This window comes from Vibrio sp. VP6, from assembly GCF_028823755.1.
GTDB lineage: Bacteria > Pseudomonadota > Gammaproteobacteria > Enterobacterales > Vibrionaceae > Vibrio > Vibrio parahaemolyticus.
Genome location: NZ_JAPEID010000009.1, coordinates 77,158 through 98,367, shown reverse-complemented (window position 1 = coordinate 98,367; position 21,210 = coordinate 77,158). Strand labels below are relative to the sequence as shown.

The window sequence follows — 21,210 nt, the reverse complement described above, 5'->3', positions numbered from 1 at the left end:
TACTAGCTTGCTTGGAGTTTTAATAAGGTATGTCCGAGGCCAATGTTGTCCGTTCTTTCCACAACAGAGAGACCTGCTGCTTCAACAATTTCTAGGAAATCATCACTACGGTAGAAACGGCTATTACCATTGGCTAGGCAGGTAAAGTAAAGCGAGGTAGCATTTAAGCTGTATGACGCGCCCGCGTATTTCTGCGCATCCCAAAACAGTTCGAGAACGTAAACGGTATCGCCCGCGCTCAACTGCGCCTTCACTTTCTTCAAAATATTTAAAATTTCAATTGGAGAGAAACAATCTAAGAACTGGCTCATCCACCAAATATCGGCATGATCAGGCAATGTTTGGGCTTTATCAAGCATATTGGCAGGATACGGATGCACGCGCTCGCTGAGCTGATTCTCTGCCACGTTAGACATCGCGACTTCCAATTGCTGCGGCAAATCAACAATGGTCACATGCACATCTTTATCGTAGTTGCAGCACTGCATTGCCCATTTACCCGTATTGCCACCGATATCGACGATATGTTTTGGCTCATTGGCAAACACTTCTTTAAGCAGCAATGGGAAAGAACGATCCGAATAGAAGTGATCAAACTTAAACCAGCTCTGCTTAGCTTGCTCAGGTAATGTCGACAACCCTTGATAGATGGTTTCCCAATCGCCCAGCTCTTTCAGTCCAGCTGGTTTGCCGTCTTTGATTGCTTCAGTCAGGTGCATCATCGCGGCATAACAAACGTCGGCCGTGAAATCCATGTTTGCTTGGGTCATGCCATCGTACAACAAGTAGAACCCGAGGTTGGCCAGTGAGTAGTTAGGTTTTTCCCACAAAACAATGTGCGCACTTATCGCCATGTCTAGCAGCACTTTGACACCATATTCTGACACGCCTGTTTTTTCGGCGATATCAATGGCGCTCATGCCTGTTGAACCAGCGCTATCGAGCGCCGCTAATATACCCAAATCTCTGAGCGTTCTCGCGGTATGGAAAACGATAGGGGCAAAAGATAATTTTTGAGCTTCTGTTTTTGCTTCAAAAGCATTAAAAGGATCATTATTTTGATTTAACACGAAAAAACCTAACTGCATTTAATAATTTTTATTGCTGAGACTGAGTGCCCAACAACGCAAGTGCTCGCTGAATATCAACATTTAAATTGTTTACCCAACGATTGTAATTGCGGTGAATTTTGCCATCACTTGCTTTGAGATTTACTGAGTTGAGATAAATAATTGAATAATATTTGTTGTTGTATGGAATTTTTACTTCAGCAGAGTGTGTACGAACGTGAATTTTCGCAATTAATACACCCGGACTAACTTCTTCAATCGTCCAACCACGGTTAGTTGCGGATTGCACAATCGCCATTTTTACTTGTTTATTTTGAAGATCATACGCAACTGGAGTATCCTCCACACTCAATACAGGTTGTACACGTCCACAACCGACAAGAAGCAAAGTTAATAATAATGAGATGTACAGCTTAAAGCGCGACATAAGAATTTCCTTTTTATTATGAATTCGGGTGAAGCCCAAATTGTATCGAGCTGTAAAATAAACAATTTAACCAAATATGCCAAACTCGAAGATCAAAATTTCGTTCAATATTGATGCGTGGACAGCGAATTCACTAGGTTTATCTCAACCTGATGAATGGAAAGAATGGGCTGCAAGCGGAAATTGGCCACAAGATGGCAAAGTAAATGTGGCGGATATTCCTGCAATGATGCGCCGAAGAATGAGTCCATTAAGTAAACTTGCGGTGCAAACGGCCATCGAATTATTAAAGCAACATCAGGTCGATTATCTGGTGTTTTCTAGCCGTCATGGCGAACTGCATCGCAGTGTCGCGCTGGTTGCAGACATCATCAGTGGCGAAGAAGCCTCTCCAATGGCGTTCTCTCAATCAGTGCACAATACCGCGGCAGGTTTAGCGACCATCGCAACCAAGCAGCCAATCCCTCTCACTTCGATTGCGGCATCGGAAAATACATTCCAAAGCGCGATATTAGAAGCGTGGCTATTTTTAGCAGACAATCCAGATAAGAAAGTTCTGCTTGTCGACTTTGATGAACCTTTACCTGACTCCTACACCGAATTTGAACAGCAGCAATATCCGGGCTTTGGCTTAGGTTTGGTGCTATCAAACGGTGATGATTTTACGTTGCGCAGCAGCCACAGCGTAGAAACACAAGACCACCTTTTGCCACAAGGCTTAGCGTTTTTGCAGCACTACTTGTCAGACGAAACTCAGTGGACCATTCATGCCCCACAGCAAGCTTGGGAATGGCGCAAAAAATGAATCGCTTAAATCAGTATTGGCGCGTGCTCGCCACGGGTTTCTGTTTTTCGGTATTTGGTTTGGGTGGTTTAGCGCTTAGCTTTATCGTAATTCCAACTATTCGTATCTTTGTCTCTGACCAAACCGAACGTGAATATAAAGTTCAAGGCGCGATTCAATATTCTTTCAACACATTCTGTAAATTAATGAAGTTCAGCGGGGCGATTGATTATGAAATTATTGGCGCAGACCTTCTTCAACAAGACCGAAATTGTTTAATTGTTGCCAATCATCCGAGTTTAATTGATTACGTTTTAATCGCCTCACAATTAAATCGCTGTGATTGTTTAGTAAAGTCGGCAATTTGGTCGAATCCTTTTATGAAGCATATTGTAAAAGCGGCCGGATATATTCCAAACGAAGCGCCAGATGATTTATTAGCACTTTGTGAAGAACGATTTAATAAAGGCAACGTGTTGCTTATATTTCCGGAAGGCACAAGAACAACACCAGGCATAAAACCTAAGTTGCAACGTGGCGCGGCGCAAATTGCAGTAAGAACAGAACGAGATTTAAGAGTCGTACATATTACGGTGACACCGAGCTTTCTCACAAAAGAGAAAAAATGGTATCAGGTGCCAACAACAAAGCCCTTTTTCAAAATTGAAGTTAAGGATAAAGTTGAGATTGAGCCCTTTATAAAGCAAACTACGTCACCAACGATAGCGGCTCGACGCTTACAACAGCACTTAGCTGACAACATTTTTCCAGAAAACTTTTATTGATAAGCAGGTCCCAGTGGAACAGTTACACAACGATATTAAGCAACTTATTATTAATGCTTTGAACCTTGAAGATTTAACCGTAGACGATATTGAAACGGATGCGCCACTTTTTGGTGATGGACTTGGCTTAGACTCTATCGACGCACTTGAGCTTGGATTAGCAATTAAAAAGCAATACAACATCGTCATCGATGCTGACGACTCAAATACGCGCGAACACTTTGCTTCTGTAGCAAACCTAGCGAAATACGTTTCTTCTCAAACTAATGAATAAGTTGTAGGTATATTCATGACTGATGTAAATAAAGATCAAGTATTTGAACAAGTTAAAGATGCGCTTGTTGAGCTGTTCGAAATCGACGCAGACGACATCCAACCTGACGCGCACTTATATCAAGATCTCGATCTAGATAGCATTGACGCGGTTGATTTGGTCGTGCACCTACAGAATGTCACTGGTAAAAAAATCAAACCTGCTGAATTTAGTACAGTAAGAACCGTTGACGATGTCGTTAACGCAGTCACTGAGCTATTGAAGGAAAGTTAATGCGCCAATTGCTGACTGGTCTGTCTGCAATTGTACTGTTTGCCTACCCCTTCGCCGTTTACTTCGGTATAGATAAATTTGGCTTGAACTTAGTTGGGGGCTTGTTAATTGCTGCGTTGCTTTTGCGTTTATTCGTCGCAAATAAGACCCCACTTAAAGAGTTTAAATTCCTAGCGCTCACCACGGGCGCTGTCGGCATTCTTCTTGTTACGCTTGGCATGGTGTTTAAACAACACGGGTGGCTTAAGTTTTACCCTGTGGTTGTGAACGTATGCATGTTGTGCGTGTTCGCTTATAGTCTCAAACAGCCTCAATCGATCATTGAAAGGCTCGCGCGTTTACAAGAACCAGAACTACCGCCAAGCGGCGTTGCTTACACTCGCAAAGTGACGATGGTTTGGTGCGTTTTTTTTGTACTGAATGCAGCTTTTGCCCTCTATACCTGTTTCCTGCCAGTAAAAGTATGGACGCTGTATAACGGTCTGATTAGCTACTTACTTGCTGGTAGCTTGTTCGCCGGAGAGTGGATCGTGCGTCAATTTGTTCGAAAGGAACACTAATCGTATGAATACAACGTATTCGAGCTTTACCTCACTGGCGACATTGCTTAGCACAAAGAGGTATGAGCAATCCCCTGTCTCTTACGATCGCGACACAGTTATCACTTGGGGTGATTTCCAGAAGCACGTCGCAACGCTTGCTCAGCAGTTAGAAACCCAGCCAACGCAAAACATTGCGTTGTGTTTTGGCAACAGCTACCTATTTGCCGTTGGCTTTTTTGCTTGTTGTCACGCAGGAAAATCCATTGTATTGCCTGGTAGCTACCAACTAGAAGCACTCAAAGAACTCAGCGAGCACTACGATTTATTGTTGCATGATGCCGATGTCTCTGTTCCAGAACAGGTGAGTTCACTCCTAGTAAAAGCTCAATCATTGGTAGGCATCACCTTGATTCACGAGCAACAGGTAGACCAACCTTTTGTTTGGCGCGAATTGAATCTGGCAAAAATACCAGTAACGCTATTTACTTCTGGTTCAAGCGGCAAACCAAAAGCCATTGCAAAAACGCTGAAACAGCTCGATATCGAAGTTGCTATTCTAGACAACCTGTGGGGCGACACGGTTGCCAACACACGCGTTGAAAGCACCGTCTCTCATCAACACATTTACGGCTTGCTGTTTCGCGTATTGTGGCCTTTGTGTTCTGCACGTCCATTTTCAGCACGCAACCTCGAATTTCCTGAGCAAATTGTCCATCACGCCGATGCTGACACCATGCTAGTAAGCAGCCCTGCGTTACTAAAACGACTCAATGAAGAGCATAATCCGGTTGCGATTCGGTGCGTATTTTCTTCTGGTGGCCCCCTGCCAAACCAAGCCGCGCAACACAGCCAACTGTTGTTTGGGTCACTTCCTATTGAAGTTTTTGGCAGCACAGAAACCGGCGGCATCGCCTACCGTCAGCAACACGTAGCCAGCACTCCTTGGACGTTATTCCCTGGTGTTGAAGCCGAGCTTAACCATGAGAATTGTTTAAAGCTCCGCTCGCCACACATTGATGAAAACACTTGGTACCAAACTGCGGATGAATGCTATTTCCATGATAGTATTTCTTTTGAATTGCGTGGACGCACTGACCGAATCGTCAAAGTCGAAGAAAAGCGTATTTCCCTTGTCGAAGTGGAAAAACGTTTAGAGCAATTGCCGTGGGTTCAAGAAAGCGTGGTGATCCCAATGGAAGAATCTGGTCGCCTCACGTTAGTCTCGATCATCGTACTTAACGATAAAGGCAGCGATGTGCTTAATGAACTTGGTAAAGGCAAATTTTGGCTTGAGCTTCGCAAGGCACTGCGCAATTGGCTAGAACCGATCGCTATCCCGAGAAAATTCCGAGTGGTCGACGAAATTCCATTGAACAGCCAAGGCAAACGCCAAGTTGCTGAAATTGAAAAACTATTCCAATAAAGCTAGTAACATGGATAAAAGAAAACCAACCATTCAGAATATTGAAGTGAGTGACCACACCGCGGAGCTTTCGCTGCGTGTGGATGCTGACATCTTAGATTTCCAAGGTCATTTCAGTCACTTTCCTCTTTTACCCGGCGTCACTCAAATTGACTGGGCGTTGTTCTACGCCGTTCAATATTTGAACACTCCCAAGGTATTTAAAGGAATGGAAGTCATCAAATTTCAAGAGCCGATTCTGCCAAACGCCGACGTTTGTCTCTCACTCTCTTGGGACAATGAGCGCGAGAAATTGACCTTTAAGTACACATCGAAAAACGGTGAAACCTTGGTGACTCACTCTTCAGGCAAAATGAAACTGGGTGAGTCACGTGAGTGATTACCGTCCCTGCTTTTTAATTCCTTGCTACAACCACGGCAGCACAATTGCAGACGTGGTGGCGTCGTTATCCGCTTTCGATTTGCCAGTGCTGGTCGTGGACGACGGCAGTAATGAAGACACCAAACAAGCGCTTTCAGCGTTGAGTGAGCAAGGGCTGATAAAACTGATTAGTTTGAGTGAAAACCAAGGCAAAGGTGGAGCGGTGATGGCTGGCCTACATCAAGCTCACCAGCTTGGTTTTACGCACACCATTCAAATCGACGCAGACGGTCAACACGACCTAGAAGCATTGCCGAAATTGCTCAGCGCCAGCGAAACAAAACCAGATAACCTGATTTCTGGCCAACCGATATACGACGAGAGCGTACCTAAAGCCCGTCTGTATGGTCGCTACGCTACGCACGTTTGGGTGTGGATAGAAACCTTGTCACTATCTATCAAAGACAGTATGTGCGGTTTTCGCGCCTACCCAGTGGCGAAAACGGTCGCCGTGTTGAACAAGTACAACATCGGCAAACGCATGGATTTTGATATCGAAATTCTGGTGCGAATGTACTGGGAAGGCGTCGATATTGATTTTGTTCCAACGCGCGTGATCTACCCTGAAGGTGGCATTTCCCACTTCGACGCATTGTGGGATAACGTCAAGATAAGCTGGATGCACACTCGCCTATTTTTTGGCATGTTGCCGCGTATACCCTCGCTACTCGCCAGAAAGCGCCGTCACACAGACGACAGCAATGCCCACTGGTCGAAACGAAAAGAACAAGGCACGATTTTAGGCATCAAAACCTTGCTCGCGGTTTACCGCTTGTTCGGCAGAAAAGCGTTCGACCTGATTTTAAAGCTAGTCATGCGCTACTACCACTTCACGGGTAAATCTGCCCGCGAAGCGTCTGAGATTTACCTGCAAAACTTGCAGCGCTACGCAGCGCAGCAGAACATCGCACTGCCAAAACAGTTGGACAGCTATCATCATCTGCTTTCTTTTGGGCGAACCATGCTCGACAAACTAGCAGCATGGCAAGGTGACTTTAATGTCGACAACCTAACCATTCACGGCCAACATCATTTCGAAGAGATGGCGCAGAAAAAACAAGGCGTGGTCATTTTGGGCTCACACCTTGGCAATATCGAACTCTGCCGCGCGCTTGGTCGTCGACACTCTCATGTCAAAATCAACGCCTTGGTATTTACCCAACACGCTGAACAATTTAATGCGGTAATGAAGGCGGTAAACCCAAACTCGGAACTGAATTTGATTCAAGTCAGCTCAATGGGACCAGACACCGCGATTCTGCTTCAACAAAAAATCGAGCAAGGCGAATGGGTGGTGATCGTTGGCGATCGCACTTCTACCAGCAAAGAAAATCGTGTCGTTTGGGCAGATTTTCTTGGTAAACCAGCGCCATTTCCGCAAGGCCCATTCATGCTGGCCTCGGTATTAAAAGCGCCGGTTTATCTACTCTTCGGCCTACGCGACGATGAAGCAAACACTCCGCATTTTAATGTGTACTTTGAACACTTTAGTGACCAAATCACGCTACCGCGCAAGGAGCGTCAGCAGGCACTAGAACACGTTGTTCAACAGTACGCACACAGATTAGAACACCACACACTGCAAGCGCCGTTACAGTGGTACAACTTTTTTAACTTCTGGACTTTAAGTAATCAGCCACATGACAAACAACAATAATCACAACATCACTTTTGGTGCACAATCTTTAACCATCGAAGATGTCGTTGCCATTGCTCAAGGTGCAAAGGCAAACATGAACACCTCGCCAGAATTTACCGCGAAAATTGATCGTGGCGTGGCGTTTCTGGAACGATTACTGAAAGAAGAAGGCGTTATTTACGGCGTGACTACGGGTTACGGCGATTCATGTACTGTGGCGATTCCACCCGCTCTTGTGGATGAACTTCCGTTGCACCTTACGCGCTTCCATGGCTGTGGCTTAGGTCAAATCCTTTCTCATGAGCAAGCTCGCGCGGTGCTGGCAACCCGTTTATGTTCATTGTCGCAAGGCGTATCTGGCGTGTCTCACGATCTGTTGAACCAAATCGTTACGCTTATCAATCACGATATTGCGCCGCGTATTCCACAAGAAGGCTCGGTGGGCGCAAGCGGCGATTTAACGCCTCTGTCTTACCTAGCGGCGACCTTAATTGGCGAGCGTGAAGTGCTTTACAAAGGCGATGTGCGACCAACACAAGAAGTATTTGCAGAGCTGGACATTGAGCCAATTCGCCTAAAACCAAAAGAAGGTTTGGCGTTAATGAACGGTACATCCGTGATGACTGCCCTCGCCTGTCTTGCCTACAAACGCGCAGAATACCTAGCGCAGCTTTGCACCAAGATTACCGCGATGGTCTCTGTGGGTATGCAAGGTAATGACTTCCACTTTGATGAAGCGTTGTTTGCGGTAAAACCTCACCCTGGTCAACAGCAAGTTGCGGCTTGGCTGCGTGATGATCTCAATGCTGAACGTCCGCCACGCAATAGCGACCGACTGCAAGATCGTTACTCGCTGCGTTGCGCGCCACACGTAATTGGCATGGTGCAAGACTCACTGCCTTGGCTACGTCAATTGATCGAGAATGAACTAAATAGTGCCAACGACAATCCAATTATCGATGGCGACAACGAGCGCGTTCTGCACGGCGGTCACTTCTACGGTGGTCATATCGCAATGGCGATGGATACGTTGAAAGTGAACATTGCCAACTTAGCTGATTTGCTGGATCGTCAGATGGCGCAATTGATGGATTACAAGTTCAATAACGGCCTACCGTTTAACTTAACCGGTGCAGAAGGCAAGCGTAAACCGATCAACCACGGCTTTAAAGCGGTTCAGATTGGTATCTCAGCTTGGACGGCAGAAGCGTTGAAAAACACCATGCCAGCGAGCGTTTTTTCTCGCTCAACCGAATGTCACAACCAAGACAAAGTGAGCATGGGCACCATTGCGGCTCGTGATTGCCTACGCGTACTTGAGTTAACAGAGCAAGTTGCTGCGGCTTCACTCCTAGCAAGCGTTCAAGCGGTTGAGATTCGTCGCCGTCATAACGAATTGGACGAACACCACATGAGTCAGAGTTTGCGAGTAATTCGTGACGCCGTACTGAGCGAGTTTGAATTTGTGATTGAAGATCGCCCATTGGAACAAGATTTGCGTCATTTCATTGAACGCATTCAGCAACGTCATTGGCCACTCTACGTGGAGGTATAATGCAAGAGCAGGTTCTCTACCCATTAGAAGCGGAGGTGACTATGGTCACCTCTTTTCAAGATGCTGACCCGATGGGCGTGATTTATCACGGCAACTTCTTTCGATATTTTGAAGAAGCGCGTCGTGTGCTGATGGAGAAGATCCAATACAGCTATCGCGATATGCAAGACTCTGGGTACATGTGGCCGATCATCGACACGCGCGTTAAATATGTGAAGGCGATTCCGTTTAATCACACCATTCGTATTACCGCGCAACTCACGGAGTGGGAAAACCGCTTACGTGTGGATTACGTGATTTACGACGCCGAAACGAATCAACGTATGTGCAAAGCGCATACAACGCAAGTCGCCGTATCCATTGAAAAGCAAGAGATGTGCTTTGTGTCTCCAGCAGTCTTTTTAGATAAAGTAGAGCAATGGCACAACCATGGGAGCCTGAACTAATGCAAAAGTGGTTACTCTCTTTTTTGCTGATATTTTCTGTTCCAGCACTGGCCACACCTACAGCAAATGTAACGGATTTGGCATCGCTTCAACAGCAGTTGTCTCAGCATGAAATCGTACGCGGAGATTTTACACAGCAGCGTCATCTGGAAATGTTTAGTCAACCTTTAACCTCTAAAGGTCAGTTCACACTGAGCAAAACACATGGCTTGTTGTGGCAACAAGCAGAACCTTTCGCAGTCAATTTGGTATTGACGGAAAACAAACTTCGTCAGACTTTTGCCGACCAAGCACCGAAAACGATCTCTGCAGAAGAAAACCCAATGGCGTTCTACTTTAGCCATGTGTTTTTATCCGTGTTCCACGGGGATACTTCTGCACTGCAAGAACAATTCACACTCGATTTTTCAGTTGAGAACAATCAATGGCAGCTCGTTTTAGTGCCAAAACAGTCGCCATTAAATGCGGTGTTTCAATCCATCACTCTTTCCGGTAAAACGCACATTGATCGCCTAACCCTACAAGAGCTGCGCGGCGATAAAACCGAAATCACGTTTACGAACCAGACCTCTCTACCTCAGGAACTCACGGATGCCGAAGACGCTCAATTCCGTTTCTAAACTCAGTCTCGGCACTCACACCTTTGCTATTGTTTGGCTCAATCTCGTTGTTTTAGCGGGCGCGTTGCTACTCAAACAATGGGTTTGGAGTGCAGAATCTCCGATTGAGACCAACATTTTAAAACTGCTGCCGAAGAACCAACAAAACCCGGTGGCTGAGCAAGCCTTTGAGTCGGTCTCGGCAAGTATGAGCGACAAAGTCATTTTCGTGATCACAGCGCCGGACAAAAATGCCCTTTTTGCAGCGGCCGCTGAATTTGATAAGGGGTTACGCCAAAGTAATCATTTTCGCGATGTGGTAGGGAAAATCTCACCTCAAGAACAGCAAGCTTGGGCGAGTTACTACTTTAAGCACCGCTTCCAATTGCTGACACCTGAACAACGAGAACGTTTAAGCCAAAATCCAGAACAGCAAGTGCAGCGTGTGATTCAGTCGCTGTACAACCCGTTTTCTGGAGTGACCGGGCAAGAGTTACAAAGTGACCCTTTCTTGCTATTTCGTGATTATTTAAGCCAAGTTACCCAGCAATCGTCCTCTTTCCGATTGGATAACGGCTATCTGTCCGTCGAAAAAGACGGTGCTCAATACTTGCTTATTACTGCTGAGCTAAAAGACTCGCCTTATAGCCTAACGGGGCAGCTTGCAGTCCCTGATATTCAATCGCTAGAACAAAGCGTCGCGCAGAAATATGGTGCTGAAGTCTCACATACTGGCGTTCTATTTTACGCCGACTTTGGTACGCAAAGTGCCAAATCGGAGATCAGTACCATCGGTGTGTTCTCTCTGCTCGGTATCATTGCATTGTTCGTGTTGGTCTTTCGTAGTGTGATGCCACTGTCTCTCGCACTGCTTTCCATCACCATTGGTTTGCTCGTTGCGTTGTCCGTTACGACGTGGATTTTTGGAAAAGTCCATCTGTTCAGCTTAGTGTTTGGCGCAAGTTTGATCGGCGTGTCTATCGACTACGCATTCCACTACCTAACCGAACGTCTTGCGGCGGGAAATGAATGGGATAGCGAGCAAGGGTTAAAGCATATTTTCATAGCTATCACACTTGGCTTAATCACCAGTTTGATCGGCTATTTGGGCATGTTAGTGGCACCGTTTCCTGGTTTGCAGCAGCTTGCGCTGTTTTCATCCATTGGTCTGATTGCCGCTTACATCACCGTGGTGGCTTGGTATCCGATACTGGCTCGTAACCCATCGCGCACCATTTCGACTTTACCGGGACAATCATTGTTGGCGAAATGGTTAACGCTTTGGAATCAACCTCGAATTAAAGTCGGATTACCGATGTTATGTGTGGTTGCGAGTGGCATTTTCTTGCTGCAATTGAACTACGATGACGACATTCGTCTGCTGCAAACGATGCCGAAAGATCTCAAGCAGCAAGAAACCTTGATTACGACGCTCAGTGGCATGCAATCTTCGCAGCAAATGTTGGTCGTTACCGCCGACGATGACGAAAACCTAATGAAAAAGCTGGAGTCTTTAACGCCAACATTAGAAGCGTGGAAAGCGGACAGCACCATCGAAAGCTACCAGAGTCTGAGTCGCTACTTGAGCTCAGTGGAGCGTCAGCAACAAGACTATCAATTGATTCGCGATCTTTACGCGACACAATCCAGCCCACTCGCATCCGGACTGCGCTTAAATAAAAAGCCGAAAATGGACGCCGACTTTATCCCTGTCACGGTTGATCAGTACTTGCAAAACCCAGTATCAGCGCCTGTGCGTTTTCTCCATTTGGGTAAAATTAAAGGAAAATCGGCAACGGTAGTGGTGTTAAACCAATTGCAAGACTCCGCCGTTGTTAAGTCTTTTGCCAAATCGCAGCCTGACCTTGTCTACCTAAACAAAGCAGAAGAAATTTCCGCCCTATTTGGTGAATACCGAATCAAAATCATGGAGCTGTTGGCAGCCGCCAGTACTGTGATCTTTCTGGTGTTAATCAAGCGGTACGGTCTGCAACACAGTTGGCGAGTTTTACTGCCATCATTGATTGCTTGCGCGTGCGGTCTGGCAACTGCTGTCGCGATGGGAACAACATTAAACCTGTTCAACTTGCTTGGCTTGGTGCTCATTCTTGGTATCGGAATCGATTACACTCTGTTCTTTGCCGAGAAAGCCCGCAGCGTGAGCACACTATTGGCGATCACCCTTTCGGCAATAACCACTGTGCTGTCATTTGGGTTGCTGTCACTCAGCCAAACTCACGCGATTCACAGTTTCGGCATTACGGTGTTAAGTGGTATTTTTGTTGCTTGGCTGCTCTCTCCGATTGCGATTAAAACAGAGGAAACGACGTCATGATTTTTAACCATGCTTTTCGCTGCGCGACGTTAATCGTACTGAGTCTGTTTTTAAGTGCATGCAGCTTGGTACCTCACCAATCGACACCTCAAGTCGATATTGCTGAGAACACCCAAGTTAACTTACCGACTCCAGCCAGCTTGGGCTATCAGTTGACGGCCAGCCAATTGATTACGGCCTCTTGGGTAATTGACGACAAACCCACATCTGAGCAACTTCCGGTGCAACTGCAAGTGACTAGCAACGAAGTGGTACTGGCAGGCTTCTCATCTTGGGGGACGCGAGTGCTCTCGTTGTCTTACGATGGAGAACAAATCCAAACCGAAGTACTCAACGGTTTGCAAGGTACGCTACCGCAGCCAGAACAGGTATTATTTAACCTGATGATCACGCTCTGGCCGAGTTCCGCTTGGGAAGGATCGTTAAATGAGGTAAGGTGGCAAATGATTGATAAAAATAATTCTCGCGTCATCTTTGATAGCGACGGTGAAAAGATCATTGAGATTCAATACAGTTCTTCTAACAAATTAGAGGGTAAGATTGACTTTCACCACCTCAAGCATCAGTTTTCAATTTCTATTCAGACACTGCAACATCAGATTAACTAAGAACAATTTAGAACAACAATATGCCTAATCGCTCTCCTCAACCTTTGTATATTCAGGCCTGTGGTTTCCACTCCGCAATGGGACAAGATGACGCCATCATCCACCAGTGTTTATCGGGAGCGAAACCATCCAACATGGTGGTTGACCAAGACATTTTGAATTCAGGCCGACAAACAGTAATCGGTCGAATTGCACAGCCGTTACTGCAATTACCATCAGCTTTCAGCCGGTTTGATACGAGAAACAAGGCGACGTGCATAACGCCATTGCTGAATATGGTCGTGACCGTATCGCAGTCGTGATCGGCACCAGCACATCTGGCATTTCAGATGGCGAAATCGCGTTTGGAGAGAAGCTGGCAAACGGCGAGTTTCCTGCCGACTACCATTACACCAAACAAGAGCTTGGCAACTGCAGCGATTTTATTGCCGCCTACTTTGATTTGAGCGGCCCACATTACTCAGTTTCAACCGCCTGTTCTTCTAGTGGTCGTGTCTTTTTAACCGCGCAACGCCTGATTCGCTCGGGCATTGTTGATGCCGTCATTGTGGGTGGCGTGGATACCATTTGTCGCCTAACGCTAAACGGTTTTAACGGTTTAGAAGCCCTATCCGATACTCTTTGCAAACCATTTGACCAACATCGCAACGGCATCAATATCGGCGAAGCCGCAGCATTAATGTTGCTAAGCAAAACACCCGCGCCTGTTGCCCTTCTCGGAGCTGGCGATAGCTCAGACGCGCACCACATTTCCGCACCACATCCAGAAGGGGTAGGCGCAGAAGAAGCGATGAAAAAAGCGTTGGCCAATGCAGGACTAACAGCACAAGACATTGGTTACATCAACGCGCATGGCACAGCAACGCCGTTAAACGATGCGATGGAAAGCAAAGCCATTCACCGCTGCTTTGGTGACTCCGTTCCTGTTAGCTCTACAAAGCCACTTACCGGACACACATTAGGTGCAGCAAGTGCAACGGAAGCCGCTATCGCTTGGCATATTCTCAAGTACAACCTTGACTTGCCAATGCAACACTGCGAAACCAAGGCAGACGATATCCATATATCGTTAGTTGAGACGCCAACCAAACTTGGCAACAAAGCGATTCTCAGTAACTCTTTTGCTTTTGGTGGCAACAATATTAGTCTTATTTTTGGTTACGCTCATGACTAAACTTCCCCCCATCGAACAACTTTTGCCACACGACAAACCAATGATCTTGGTTGATCGTGCTATGGATATTCAACAAGATACGATTCACTGCCAGGTTGATATCGCAGAACACAACCCGTTCTTCGACTCGGCATCACACACCGTGCCAGCTTACGTTGGCATTGAGTTTATGGCGCAATCGGTCGCGGCGTGGTCTGGTTACCACGCATTAATGAAAGAACAAGCGCCACCAATTGGCTTTTTGCTTGGTAGCCGTCGATACACGTCTGAATGCGATGCGTTTTCTCGCGGACAAATGCTCGATGTGTATGCCGAAAAAGTCATGGAAGATAACGGTATGGCGGTATTTTCTGCCCGTATTGAGCTACAAGGAACTGTTGTAGCGACTTGCCAATTGAACGTTTACGTTCCATCAGAAGAAAAATTACAAGAAATGAAAATCAGGAGTCAACAATGACCCGACAAGTCCTCGTTACAGGTGCCAGCAAAGGTATCGGTAAAGCCATTGCCGTTCAATTAGCCAAAGATGGTTTCCAAATCATTGTCCATTACATGGGCGATCAACAAGGCGCGCAAGATACCCTAGACACCATCGAACAACATGGGGGTAGCGGTCGTCTTATCCAATTCGACATCAGTGACCGCGCAGATTGCCGTGAGAAACTAGAAGCCGATATCGTCGCCCACGGCGCTTACTATGGCGTCGTGAACAACGCTGGCATCACAAAAGATACCGCTTTCCCTGCGATGACCGAAGAAGAATGGGATGGCGTGATTCATACCAACCTAGATAGCTTCTACAACGTTCTTCACCCTTGTGTTATGCCAATGGTGCAAAAGCGTAAAGGTGGTCGAATTGTTACCCTTGCCTCAGTATCTGGCCTGATGGGTAACCGTGGTCAAACCAACTACAGCGCAGCAAAAGCGGGCGTAATTGGTGCAACAAAATCACTCGCACTTGAACTGGCAAAACGCAAAATCACCGTTAACTGCGTTGCACCGGGACTTATCGACACAGGCATGGTAGACGAACACGTAAAAGAACACGCGATGCCGCAAATTCCTTTGCGCCGCATGGGAGAACCAGAAGAAGTCGCTGGTTTAGTCAGTTACCTTATGTCCGACATCGCAGGCTATGTAACTCGCCAAGTCATTTCAGTAAACGGAGGCCTAGTATGAACCGTCGAGTCGTTGTAACCGGAATGTCGGGCGTGACTGCGTTTGGTAACGATTGGCAATCTGTCGAGCCGAAACTGCGTGACTGCCAGAACGCAACGCAATACATGCCTTCTTACGAACAGTATGATGGTTTGAACACCAAGCTCGCGGCACCAATTTTAGATTTTGAACTGCCAAAGCACTACAAGCGCAAGCAAGTACGCGGCATGGGGCGCGTTTCTAAATTGGCGACCGTCGCAACAGAAAACGCACTGAGCCAAGCAGGTTTGATTGGTAACGACGTACTCACCAATGGCCAAACGGGTATCGCATACGGCTCATCAACAGGCAGTACTGACGCAATCGGTGCATTTGGTGTCATGCTGAATGAGAAAACCACCAAAGCGATCACCGCAACGACTTACGTGCAGATGATGCCGCATACCACGGCAGTGAACGTTGGTCTATTTTTCGGTTTGAAAGGCCGAGTGATCCCAACCAGCAGTGCATGTACCTCTGGCAGCCAAGCAATCGGCTACGCCTACGAAGCGATCAAACACGGCTACCAAACGGTCATGGTTGCTGGTGGCGCAGAAGAATTGTGCCCAACGGAATCCGCTGTCTTCGATACCCTTTTTGCCACCAGTCTGAAGAATGAAGACCCGAAAAGCACACCAAGACCTTATGACTCCGATCGCGATGGTTTGGTGATTGGTGAAGGTGCGGGAACGCTGGTTCTGGAAGAGTACGAACACGCCGTCGCTCGTGGCGCGAAAATCTATGCAGAAATCATCGGTTTTGCCAGCAACTGTGATGCCGCACACGTCACTCAACCACAGATGGAAACCATGCAAATCTGTATGGAAATGGCTTTGCAAAACGCGGGCATTCCTGCTGAGAAGATCGATTATGTATCTGCTCACGGCACTGCCACCGACCGCGGTGATATTGCAGAAAGCAACGCAACAGCGAATGCTCTAGGCAAAGTGCCAATCAGTTCACTCAAGAGCTACTTTGGCCACACACTAGGCGCCTGTGGCGCGATTGAAGCGTGGCTAGGTTTAGAAATGATGCACACGGGTTGGTTCAACCCAACGCTCAACCTAGAAAACCTCGACGAGCAATGTGGCGATTTAGACTACATTGCCGGACAAGGCCGAGAGCTGGACGTGAAATATTTGATGAGTAACAACTTCGCCTTTGGCGGCATCAACACCTCCATCATCTTTAAAAAGATGTAATGCCCTTAGTAAATGCAAAAGCGCTGGTTAACCAGCGCTTTTTTGTTAGTTGAAGGCAACTGAACGGTGCTTACAACGATAGATATCAGCAGAAACAGATGTTGGAGTTTGTCCTTCAGACTCAATAATATTAGTCACATGATATCGATTGCCACCCGCCATGTAGACTTGGTTAGACAACTCATCAAAAAGAGAGCCCTTCTGGCTTTCTGATACAACTTTGTTTCCAATCACTTTGCATTCATTGTTTTCGACTTCAGCAAACGAGATGGGTTGAACTTCATTTGCACCCGGTAGTAGTTTAACTTTCTCAGCTTCTGAGCTGATGTTGGCAACCTGACAATCATAAAGCTCTGCAACAACACTAGATGGGCGTCCACGGCTAGTATCTAGAACGGTTGCAATATGGTATCGGTTTCCGCCAGAAGCGTAAGTTTGATTCTTAAGCATACGATCCACATTGTTTGGATGAACATCCTCGATCGTGTAAGAGTCAACCATTCTGCAATTAAGGTTTTTAATTGCAATATCAGTAATTGGGGTGATATTTGTTGCTTGGGGTAAAACACGAACTTTGCGTGTAACACATCCACTTAAAAGAGTAACAATCAATGCAGTAAAAATTAGTTTTTTCATGAGTTGGAGCATCAAAAATAAAGCTAGTGTAAGAGAGCTAAGTTAATAAGTTTAAGACAAGATCGACAAAGCCCCGACAACTCAAAGAGTTATCGGGGCTTTTGAATAAATGGCACGCCCTATTGGATTCGAACCAATGACCACATCCTTAGAAGGGACGTGCTCTATCCAGCTGAGCTAAGGGCGCGCTACAGGGACAGGATTATACGAGTTCAAACGGGTAAATCAACGGGTTTTCATAACATTCTGATCTGAATGCCTAAAAAAAGTCCATTAAAACACTTAATGTTCAAAAACACCACAAGGCAAACGTTTGCGTATGGATGTTAATTAGAATTTCTGCGACAATGCGCCGCAGATAATTTGCCTTCTTAATTTATAAGGAAAGTCATGACTGCTCAAAATATAGACGGAACTCTCATTTCCCAAACTGTTCGATCTGAAGTTGCAGCACGTGTTAAAGCTCGCGTCGCAGCAGGTTTACGTGCTCCTGGCCTAGCAGTTGTTCTGGTTGGTGAAGACCCAGCATCTCAAGTTTACGTAGGCAGCAAACGCCGTGCATGTGAAGAAGTTGGCTTTGTATCCAAGTCGTTTGACCTTCCGGCTTCAACATCTGAAGAGGAGCTGCTTGCTCTTATCGATGAGTTGAACAACGACAATGAAATTGACGGCATTTTAGTTCAGTTACCACTTCCTGCTGGTATTGATACTACACACGTTCTAGAGCGTATTCATCCAGAAAAAGACGTTGATGGTTTCCACCCATATAACGTTGGCCGTCTTGCGCAGCGTATTCCTAAGCTTCGCTCTTGTACGCCTAAAGGCATCATTACCCTACTCGACCGTTACAACATCGAGCTTCGTGGTAAACATGCGGTTGTGGTTGGCGCATCAAACATTGTTGGTCGTCCAATGACGCTTGAGCTGCTGCTTGCTGGTTGTACAACAACGACATGCCACCGCTTTACCAAAGATCTAGAAAGCCACGTACGTCAAGCTGACGTTGTTGTGGTCGCGGTAGGTAAGCCAAACTTCATCCCTGGCGAGTGGATTAAAAAAGGCGCAGTGGTTGTCGATGTAGGCATTAACCGTCTTGATTCAGGCAAGCTAGTGGGCGATGTGGAATACGACAAAGCACGCGAAAGCGCGAGCTTCATTACTCCGGTTCCTGGTGGTGTTGGCCCAATGACCGTAGCAAGCTTGATTGAGAACACGATGTTGGCTTGCGAGCAGTTCCATACTGAACAATAACATCAATCTTGAGGTACGAAAAAGGCTCCGCAAGGAGCCTTTTTGCTAATTTTAGATATCTATTTCAATTACAGACTTAAAATCACACCCGCAATAGAAGCACTCATCAAGTTCGCCATAACGCCGGCAATAATCGCGCGGAAACCATGCTTAGAAACAAATGCACGCTTCTCTTGAACCAAAGAACCCAATCCGCCGATCAGCATTGCCATACTAGAGATGTTTGCAAAACCACACAGTGCGAAAGTCACAATAGCTTGAGATTGAGCACTTAGCTGAGATTTCACTTCTGCTAGTTGGATGAAAGCAACAAACTCGTTCACCACAATCTTGTTACCAATAAGCGAGCCCGCCGTAGTCGCCTCTTCCCATGGCACACCTAACAACCATGCGACAGGTGCAAATACGTAGCCTAAGATAAGCTCAAAGCTTAGTGGCGTGCCAATAAGGTCTCCAACCCAACCTAGCATCCCGTTCAACAACGCGATTACGCTGATGAACGCTAACAACGTACCACCTACAGACACAGCGATACGAACACCCGCCATTGCGCCATCGGCTAACGCTTCAACCACGTTAGTTGCGCGTGGAATTTCCACTTGACTAATGTCGATATCTGGTGCTTTGTTCACATCTTCTGGCATGAGAATTTTTGCCATCAACAATCCTGCGGGCGCAGACATAAAGGCAGCAGCGATAAGGTAGTTAAGATCAACACCCAACGAGGCATAACCTACCAACGTACCACCAGCTACTGATGCCAAACCACCTGTCATTACCGCAAAGAACTGCGAATCAGTCATGTGCTTTAGGTAGGGTTTCACCATAAGTGGCGCTTCGATAGTGCCGACAAAAATGTTCGCCGTTGCAGACAAAGACTCAGCACGACCAATGCCAAGAAGCTTTTGAATACCACCACCAATGAAGTTGATAACTTTTGGCATCACACCAATGTGATAAAGACCGGAGATAAGAGAGGAGAAGAAAACGATGATACCCAGTACATTGATCGCAAAGGTGAAGCCCCCTGTCGCCAAATTACCGAATAAAAACGCGATGCCTTCTTGACCGTAGTTGATCAAATTCGACACGACGCTGCTTACTGAATTCAGCGCATCTCGTCCTGCTGGTACATATAAAACCAACAATGCAAACAGCACCTGTAAAGCAAACGCAAACGCCACTGTTCTCAGCTTTATATTTTTTCTATTTGTAGAAAGTAGCCATGCTACGAATAGTATGGCTACGATACCAATAATTGAGTTCATAAAATGAATCCGACAGAAGGGGGATATGGAAGGCACCGGATTGTATAGCGGACTCAAAATGGCGCAAGTTGAGGATGTTAACAGTGTGAAAAGTTCAAGCGAACAATAATTGACCACACAAATAACTAATTGAATTTATTATAGATAAACGTTTGCTTGTTTTTATTATTTCCATATGGAAAAGATGTTTCTAGGTTTGGAAAAATTTTGTGAGACAAATCACCTTATACATCCACTGAATAGTCGAAAAATGTTTTGCTTAGAAAAAATCGACCAGAAACACCTCTTGAACGTTATTAACGAATCTACTTGGGAATAGAGATGTAAGGTGCGAGGCGCTGATCCCAGTGACACGGGGTGCCAATTTTCTGTTTAATAAAGTTGATAACGGCTGATATTTTTTTCGGCATGTGCTGACGACTCGGGTACACCGCATAAAATGGCATCGACTGGCTCGCTTTCCAGTCTGGCAATAGTTGAATCAACTTACCCGTTCTGAACTCATCGCCAAGCAAGTACGTTGCGAGATACGCAATCCCCCATCCAGCAATCGCGGCGTCGCGGACAGCTTCTGCTAAATCGACAGAGTAGTTTCCGGAGACTTTTACGTTTAGCTCTTGTTGTCCCTTGGTAAATGCCCATCCTGTGTAATCACGCTCCCAACTGCGATAGATCAAGCAGTTGTGCAAAGACAAGTCGTTCGGCTCAGTCGGAGTATCATACTTAAGCAAATAATCCGGCGATGCTGCCACCACAAACTGGCAGTCCGTCAAACGCTGCGCAATGTAGCCCTCTGGTAGGTGCTCATTGTTTGTTACCCACAGATCGAGCCCTTCCGCCAACATATCGACCTTGTAGTCAAACAAATGCACTTCCACTTGAAGCTGTGGATACAACTCACGCAGCTCTTGAATCGCAGGAATGATGTGCAGCGTTCCAAATGATTGAGATAACCCGAGGCGAACCAGCCCAGCCACTTCATCCCTTTGGCTTTCCATTTCTAACGTCGCACTACTCACCGCCTGCACCACTTGTTCACAATGATGATAAAACGTTTTTCCCGCTTCGGTAGGCGTAAAACTACGCGTGGTGCGTTGAACAAGCTTGATGCCAAGAGATTCCTCTAACTGACTAAGCTGTTTGCTGACGTGAGATACTGACACTCCAAGGCTTTTCGCCGCCGCAGTAAAGTTTTTATGTTTGATCAATGCAGAAAAGATCACCATTTGCGCAGCACGTTCAGATAACACGCAGTACCTCGATAAGAATGTGGGAAAAACAAAGGGCTCCGAAGAGCCCCT

Annotated in this window: 22 protein-coding genes, 1 tRNA gene and 1 pseudogene; 18 read left to right on the top strand and 6 right to left on the bottom strand. The window is 46.3% G+C overall.

The features are described from left to right. Window positions 1-2: 2 nt before the first annotated feature. Together OU793_RS08385 and OU793_RS08380 are read right to left on the bottom strand one after the other, a co-directional pair. Complete coding sequence (locus tag OU793_RS08385; RefSeq protein ID WP_159404161.1) at window positions 3-1,088, bottom strand: methyltransferase; 1,086 nt, start codon at window positions 1,086-1,088, stop codon at window positions 3-5. A 10-nt stretch (window positions 1,089-1,098) separates the two neighbouring features. Continuing rightward, a complete protein-coding gene (locus OU793_RS08380; RefSeq protein ID WP_005460588.1) occupies window positions 1,099-1,497 on the bottom strand; it encodes a lipoprotein in 399 nt (132 codons plus the stop codon). Window positions 1,498-1,573: 76 nt separating this feature from the next. Here OU793_RS08380 and OU793_RS08375 point away from each other — a divergent pair, with 76 nt between their 5' ends. The 17 genes and pseudogenes from OU793_RS08375 to OU793_RS08295 all read left to right on the top strand — a co-directional run bounded on the left by OU793_RS08375 (window position 1,574) and on the right by OU793_RS08295 (window position 16,754). Beyond that, window positions 1,574-2,302 carry a beta-ketoacyl synthase chain length factor gene (locus OU793_RS08375; protein WP_140054936.1) on the top strand — a complete coding sequence of 243 codons (729 nt, stop codon included), beginning with the start codon at window positions 1,574-1,576 and terminating at the stop codon, window positions 2,300-2,302. Then, window positions 2,299-3,066 (top strand): 1-acyl-sn-glycerol-3-phosphate acyltransferase, encoded by a 768-nt coding sequence (locus OU793_RS08370; protein WP_015296424.1) that lies wholly within the window; start codon window positions 2,299-2,301, stop codon window positions 3,064-3,066. Before OU793_RS08375 ends, OU793_RS08370 begins: the two co-directional genes overlap by 4 nt. Before the next feature lie 13 nt (window positions 3,067-3,079). Next, window positions 3,080-3,340, top strand: coding sequence for a phosphopantetheine-binding protein (locus tag OU793_RS08365; RefSeq protein WP_005457487.1), 261 nt, complete (start codon window positions 3,080-3,082; stop codon window positions 3,338-3,340). 15 nt (window positions 3,341-3,355) lie between these two features. After that, window positions 3,356-3,613, top strand: a complete 258-nt coding sequence (locus tag OU793_RS08360) for an acyl carrier protein (RefSeq protein ID WP_005460583.1) — start codon at window positions 3,356-3,358, stop codon at window positions 3,611-3,613. After that, window positions 3,613-4,173 (top strand): hypothetical protein, encoded by a 561-nt coding sequence (locus OU793_RS08355; protein ID WP_159404162.1) that lies wholly within the window; start codon window positions 3,613-3,615, stop codon window positions 4,171-4,173. The genes OU793_RS08360 and OU793_RS08355 overlap by 1 nt, the downstream gene beginning before the upstream one ends. 4 nt (window positions 4,174-4,177) lie before the next feature. Further along, the gene (locus OU793_RS08350; protein ID WP_193237405.1) at window positions 4,178-5,578 is read left to right on the top strand and encodes an AMP-binding protein; all 1,401 of its coding nucleotides are present in this window, start codon (window positions 4,178-4,180) and stop codon (window positions 5,576-5,578) included. 10 nt (window positions 5,579-5,588) lie between these two features. Beyond that, on the top strand, window positions 5,589-5,957 hold the full coding sequence (locus OU793_RS08345) for a hypothetical protein (protein WP_021449611.1): 369 nt from the start codon (window positions 5,589-5,591) through the stop codon (window positions 5,955-5,957). Continuing rightward, on the top strand, window positions 5,950-7,656 hold the full coding sequence (locus OU793_RS08340; RefSeq protein WP_193237406.1) for a glycosyltransferase: 1,707 nt from the start codon (window positions 5,950-5,952) through the stop codon (window positions 7,654-7,656). The genes OU793_RS08345 and OU793_RS08340 overlap by 8 nt, the downstream gene beginning before the upstream one ends. Further along, window positions 7,640-9,193, top strand: a complete 1,554-nt coding sequence (gene hutH, locus OU793_RS08335; RefSeq protein ID WP_140183815.1) for a histidine ammonia-lyase — start codon at window positions 7,640-7,642, stop codon at window positions 9,191-9,193. Before OU793_RS08340 ends, hutH begins: the two co-directional genes overlap by 17 nt. Beyond that, on the top strand, window positions 9,193-9,639 hold the full coding sequence (locus OU793_RS08330) for a thioesterase family protein (protein ID WP_005388315.1): 447 nt from the start codon (window positions 9,193-9,195) through the stop codon (window positions 9,637-9,639). The genes hutH and OU793_RS08330 overlap by 1 nt, the downstream gene beginning before the upstream one ends. After that, window positions 9,639-10,259, top strand: a complete 621-nt coding sequence (locus tag OU793_RS08325) for an outer membrane lipoprotein carrier protein LolA (protein ID WP_074530704.1) — start codon at window positions 9,639-9,641, stop codon at window positions 10,257-10,259. The genes OU793_RS08330 and OU793_RS08325 overlap by 1 nt, the downstream gene beginning before the upstream one ends. Further along, window positions 10,231-12,573 (top strand): MMPL family transporter, encoded by a 2,343-nt coding sequence (locus OU793_RS08320; RefSeq protein WP_065870420.1) that lies wholly within the window; start codon window positions 10,231-10,233, stop codon window positions 12,571-12,573. Before OU793_RS08325 ends, OU793_RS08320 begins: the two co-directional genes overlap by 29 nt. Continuing rightward, on the top strand, window positions 12,570-13,181 hold the full coding sequence (locus tag OU793_RS08315; protein ID WP_025787156.1) for a DUF3261 domain-containing protein: 612 nt from the start codon (window positions 12,570-12,572) through the stop codon (window positions 13,179-13,181). The genes OU793_RS08320 and OU793_RS08315 overlap by 4 nt, the downstream gene beginning before the upstream one ends. A gap of 20 nt (window positions 13,182-13,201) precedes the next feature. Beyond that, window positions 13,202-14,355: pseudogene (locus OU793_RS08310) on the top strand (beta-ketoacyl-[acyl-carrier-protein] synthase family protein). Beyond that, window positions 14,348-14,812 carry a hotdog family protein gene (locus OU793_RS08305; protein ID WP_025542250.1) on the top strand — a complete coding sequence of 155 codons (465 nt, stop codon included), beginning with the start codon at window positions 14,348-14,350 and terminating at the stop codon, window positions 14,810-14,812. Before OU793_RS08310 ends, OU793_RS08305 begins: the two are co-directional and overlap by 8 nt. After that, window positions 14,809-15,534, top strand: coding sequence for a 3-oxoacyl-ACP reductase FabG (gene fabG / locus OU793_RS08300; protein ID WP_005496037.1), 726 nt, complete (start codon window positions 14,809-14,811; stop codon window positions 15,532-15,534). Before OU793_RS08305 ends, fabG begins: the two co-directional genes overlap by 4 nt. Then, window positions 15,531-16,754, top strand: coding sequence for a beta-ketoacyl-ACP synthase (locus OU793_RS08295; RefSeq protein WP_021452981.1), 1,224 nt, complete (start codon window positions 15,531-15,533; stop codon window positions 16,752-16,754). The genes fabG and OU793_RS08295 overlap by 4 nt, the downstream gene beginning before the upstream one ends. A 45-nt stretch (window positions 16,755-16,799) precedes the next feature. On the opposite strand, the gene OU793_RS08290 is transcribed toward OU793_RS08295, so the two are convergent. Together OU793_RS08290 and OU793_RS08285 are read right to left on the bottom strand one after the other, a co-directional pair. After that, window positions 16,800-17,390: a membrane lipoprotein lipid attachment site-containing protein gene (locus tag OU793_RS08290; protein WP_023624128.1), complete on the bottom strand. Its 591-nt coding sequence runs from the start codon at window positions 17,388-17,390 to the stop codon at window positions 16,800-16,802. A 110-nt stretch (window positions 17,391-17,500) separates the two neighbouring features. Then, window positions 17,501-17,577: transfer RNA gene (locus OU793_RS08285), tRNA-Arg, on the bottom strand. 203 nt (window positions 17,578-17,780) lie between these two features. On the opposite strand from OU793_RS08285, the gene folD reads away from it, so the two are divergent. Next, window positions 17,781-18,641 carry a bifunctional methylenetetrahydrofolate dehydrogenase/methenyltetrahydrofolate cyclohydrolase FolD gene (gene folD / locus OU793_RS08280; protein WP_005460545.1) on the top strand — a complete coding sequence of 287 codons (861 nt, stop codon included), beginning with the start codon at window positions 17,781-17,783 and terminating at the stop codon, window positions 18,639-18,641. 68 nt (window positions 18,642-18,709) lie between these two features. Here folD and OU793_RS08275 read toward each other — a convergent pair whose 3' ends face one another. Together OU793_RS08275 and OU793_RS08270 are read right to left on the bottom strand one after the other, a co-directional pair. Beyond that, window positions 18,710-19,909 carry a NupC/NupG family nucleoside CNT transporter gene (locus OU793_RS08275; protein WP_159404164.1) on the bottom strand — a complete coding sequence of 400 codons (1,200 nt, stop codon included), beginning with the start codon at window positions 19,907-19,909 and terminating at the stop codon, window positions 18,710-18,712. Between the two features lie 305 nt (window positions 19,910-20,214). Further along, window positions 20,215-21,159 carry a LysR family transcriptional regulator gene (locus OU793_RS08270; RefSeq protein ID WP_025558127.1) on the bottom strand — a complete coding sequence of 315 codons (945 nt, stop codon included), beginning with the start codon at window positions 21,157-21,159 and terminating at the stop codon, window positions 20,215-20,217. Between the last annotated feature and the right edge of the window lie 51 nt (window positions 21,160-21,210).

Excerpts from the sequence above, each read along its gene's own strand:
- OU793_RS08290 (WP_023624128.1), bottom strand. The coding sequence starts at position 17,390 with ATGAAAAAACTAATTTTTACTGCATTGATTGTTACTCTTTTAAGTGGA.
- OU793_RS08380 (WP_005460588.1), bottom strand. The coding sequence starts at position 1,497 with ATGTCGCGCTTTAAGCTGTACATCTCATTATTATTAACTTTGCTTCTT.
- OU793_RS08355 (WP_159404162.1), top strand. The coding sequence starts at position 3,613 with ATGCGCCAATTGCTGACTGGTCTGTCTGCAATTGTACTGTTTGCCTAC.
- folD (WP_005460545.1), top strand. The coding sequence starts at position 17,781 with ATGACTGCTCAAAATATAGACGGAACTCTCATTTCCCAAACTGTTCGA.
- OU793_RS08330 (WP_005388315.1), top strand. The coding sequence starts at position 9,193 with ATGCAAGAGCAGGTTCTCTACCCATTAGAAGCGGAGGTGACTATGGTC.
- OU793_RS08295 (WP_021452981.1), top strand. The coding sequence starts at position 15,531 with ATGAACCGTCGAGTCGTTGTAACCGGAATGTCGGGCGTGACTGCGTTT.
- OU793_RS08325 (WP_074530704.1), top strand. The coding sequence starts at position 9,639 with ATGCAAAAGTGGTTACTCTCTTTTTTGCTGATATTTTCTGTTCCAGCA.
- fabG (WP_005496037.1), top strand. The coding sequence starts at position 14,809 with ATGACCCGACAAGTCCTCGTTACAGGTGCCAGCAAAGGTATCGGTAAA.
- OU793_RS08345 (WP_021449611.1), top strand. The coding sequence starts at position 5,589 with ATGGATAAAAGAAAACCAACCATTCAGAATATTGAAGTGAGTGACCAC.
- hutH (WP_140183815.1), top strand. The coding sequence starts at position 7,640 with ATGACAAACAACAATAATCACAACATCACTTTTGGTGCACAATCTTTA.
- OU793_RS08350 (WP_193237405.1), top strand. The coding sequence starts at position 4,178 with ATGAATACAACGTATTCGAGCTTTACCTCACTGGCGACATTGCTTAGC.
- OU793_RS08315 (WP_025787156.1), top strand. The coding sequence starts at position 12,570 with ATGATTTTTAACCATGCTTTTCGCTGCGCGACGTTAATCGTACTGAGT.
- OU793_RS08385 (WP_159404161.1), bottom strand. The coding sequence starts at position 1,088 with ATGCAGTTAGGTTTTTTCGTGTTAAATCAAAATAATGATCCTTTTAAT.
- OU793_RS08360 (WP_005460583.1), top strand. The coding sequence starts at position 3,356 with ATGACTGATGTAAATAAAGATCAAGTATTTGAACAAGTTAAAGATGCG.
- OU793_RS08370 (WP_015296424.1), top strand. The coding sequence starts at position 2,299 with ATGAATCGCTTAAATCAGTATTGGCGCGTGCTCGCCACGGGTTTCTGT.
- OU793_RS08275 (WP_159404164.1), bottom strand. The coding sequence starts at position 19,909 with ATGAACTCAATTATTGGTATCGTAGCCATACTATTCGTAGCATGGCTA.
- OU793_RS08375 (WP_140054936.1), top strand. The coding sequence starts at position 1,574 with ATGCCAAACTCGAAGATCAAAATTTCGTTCAATATTGATGCGTGGACA.
- OU793_RS08320 (WP_065870420.1), top strand. The coding sequence starts at position 10,231 with ATGCCGAAGACGCTCAATTCCGTTTCTAAACTCAGTCTCGGCACTCAC.
- OU793_RS08305 (WP_025542250.1), top strand. The coding sequence starts at position 14,348 with ATGACTAAACTTCCCCCCATCGAACAACTTTTGCCACACGACAAACCA.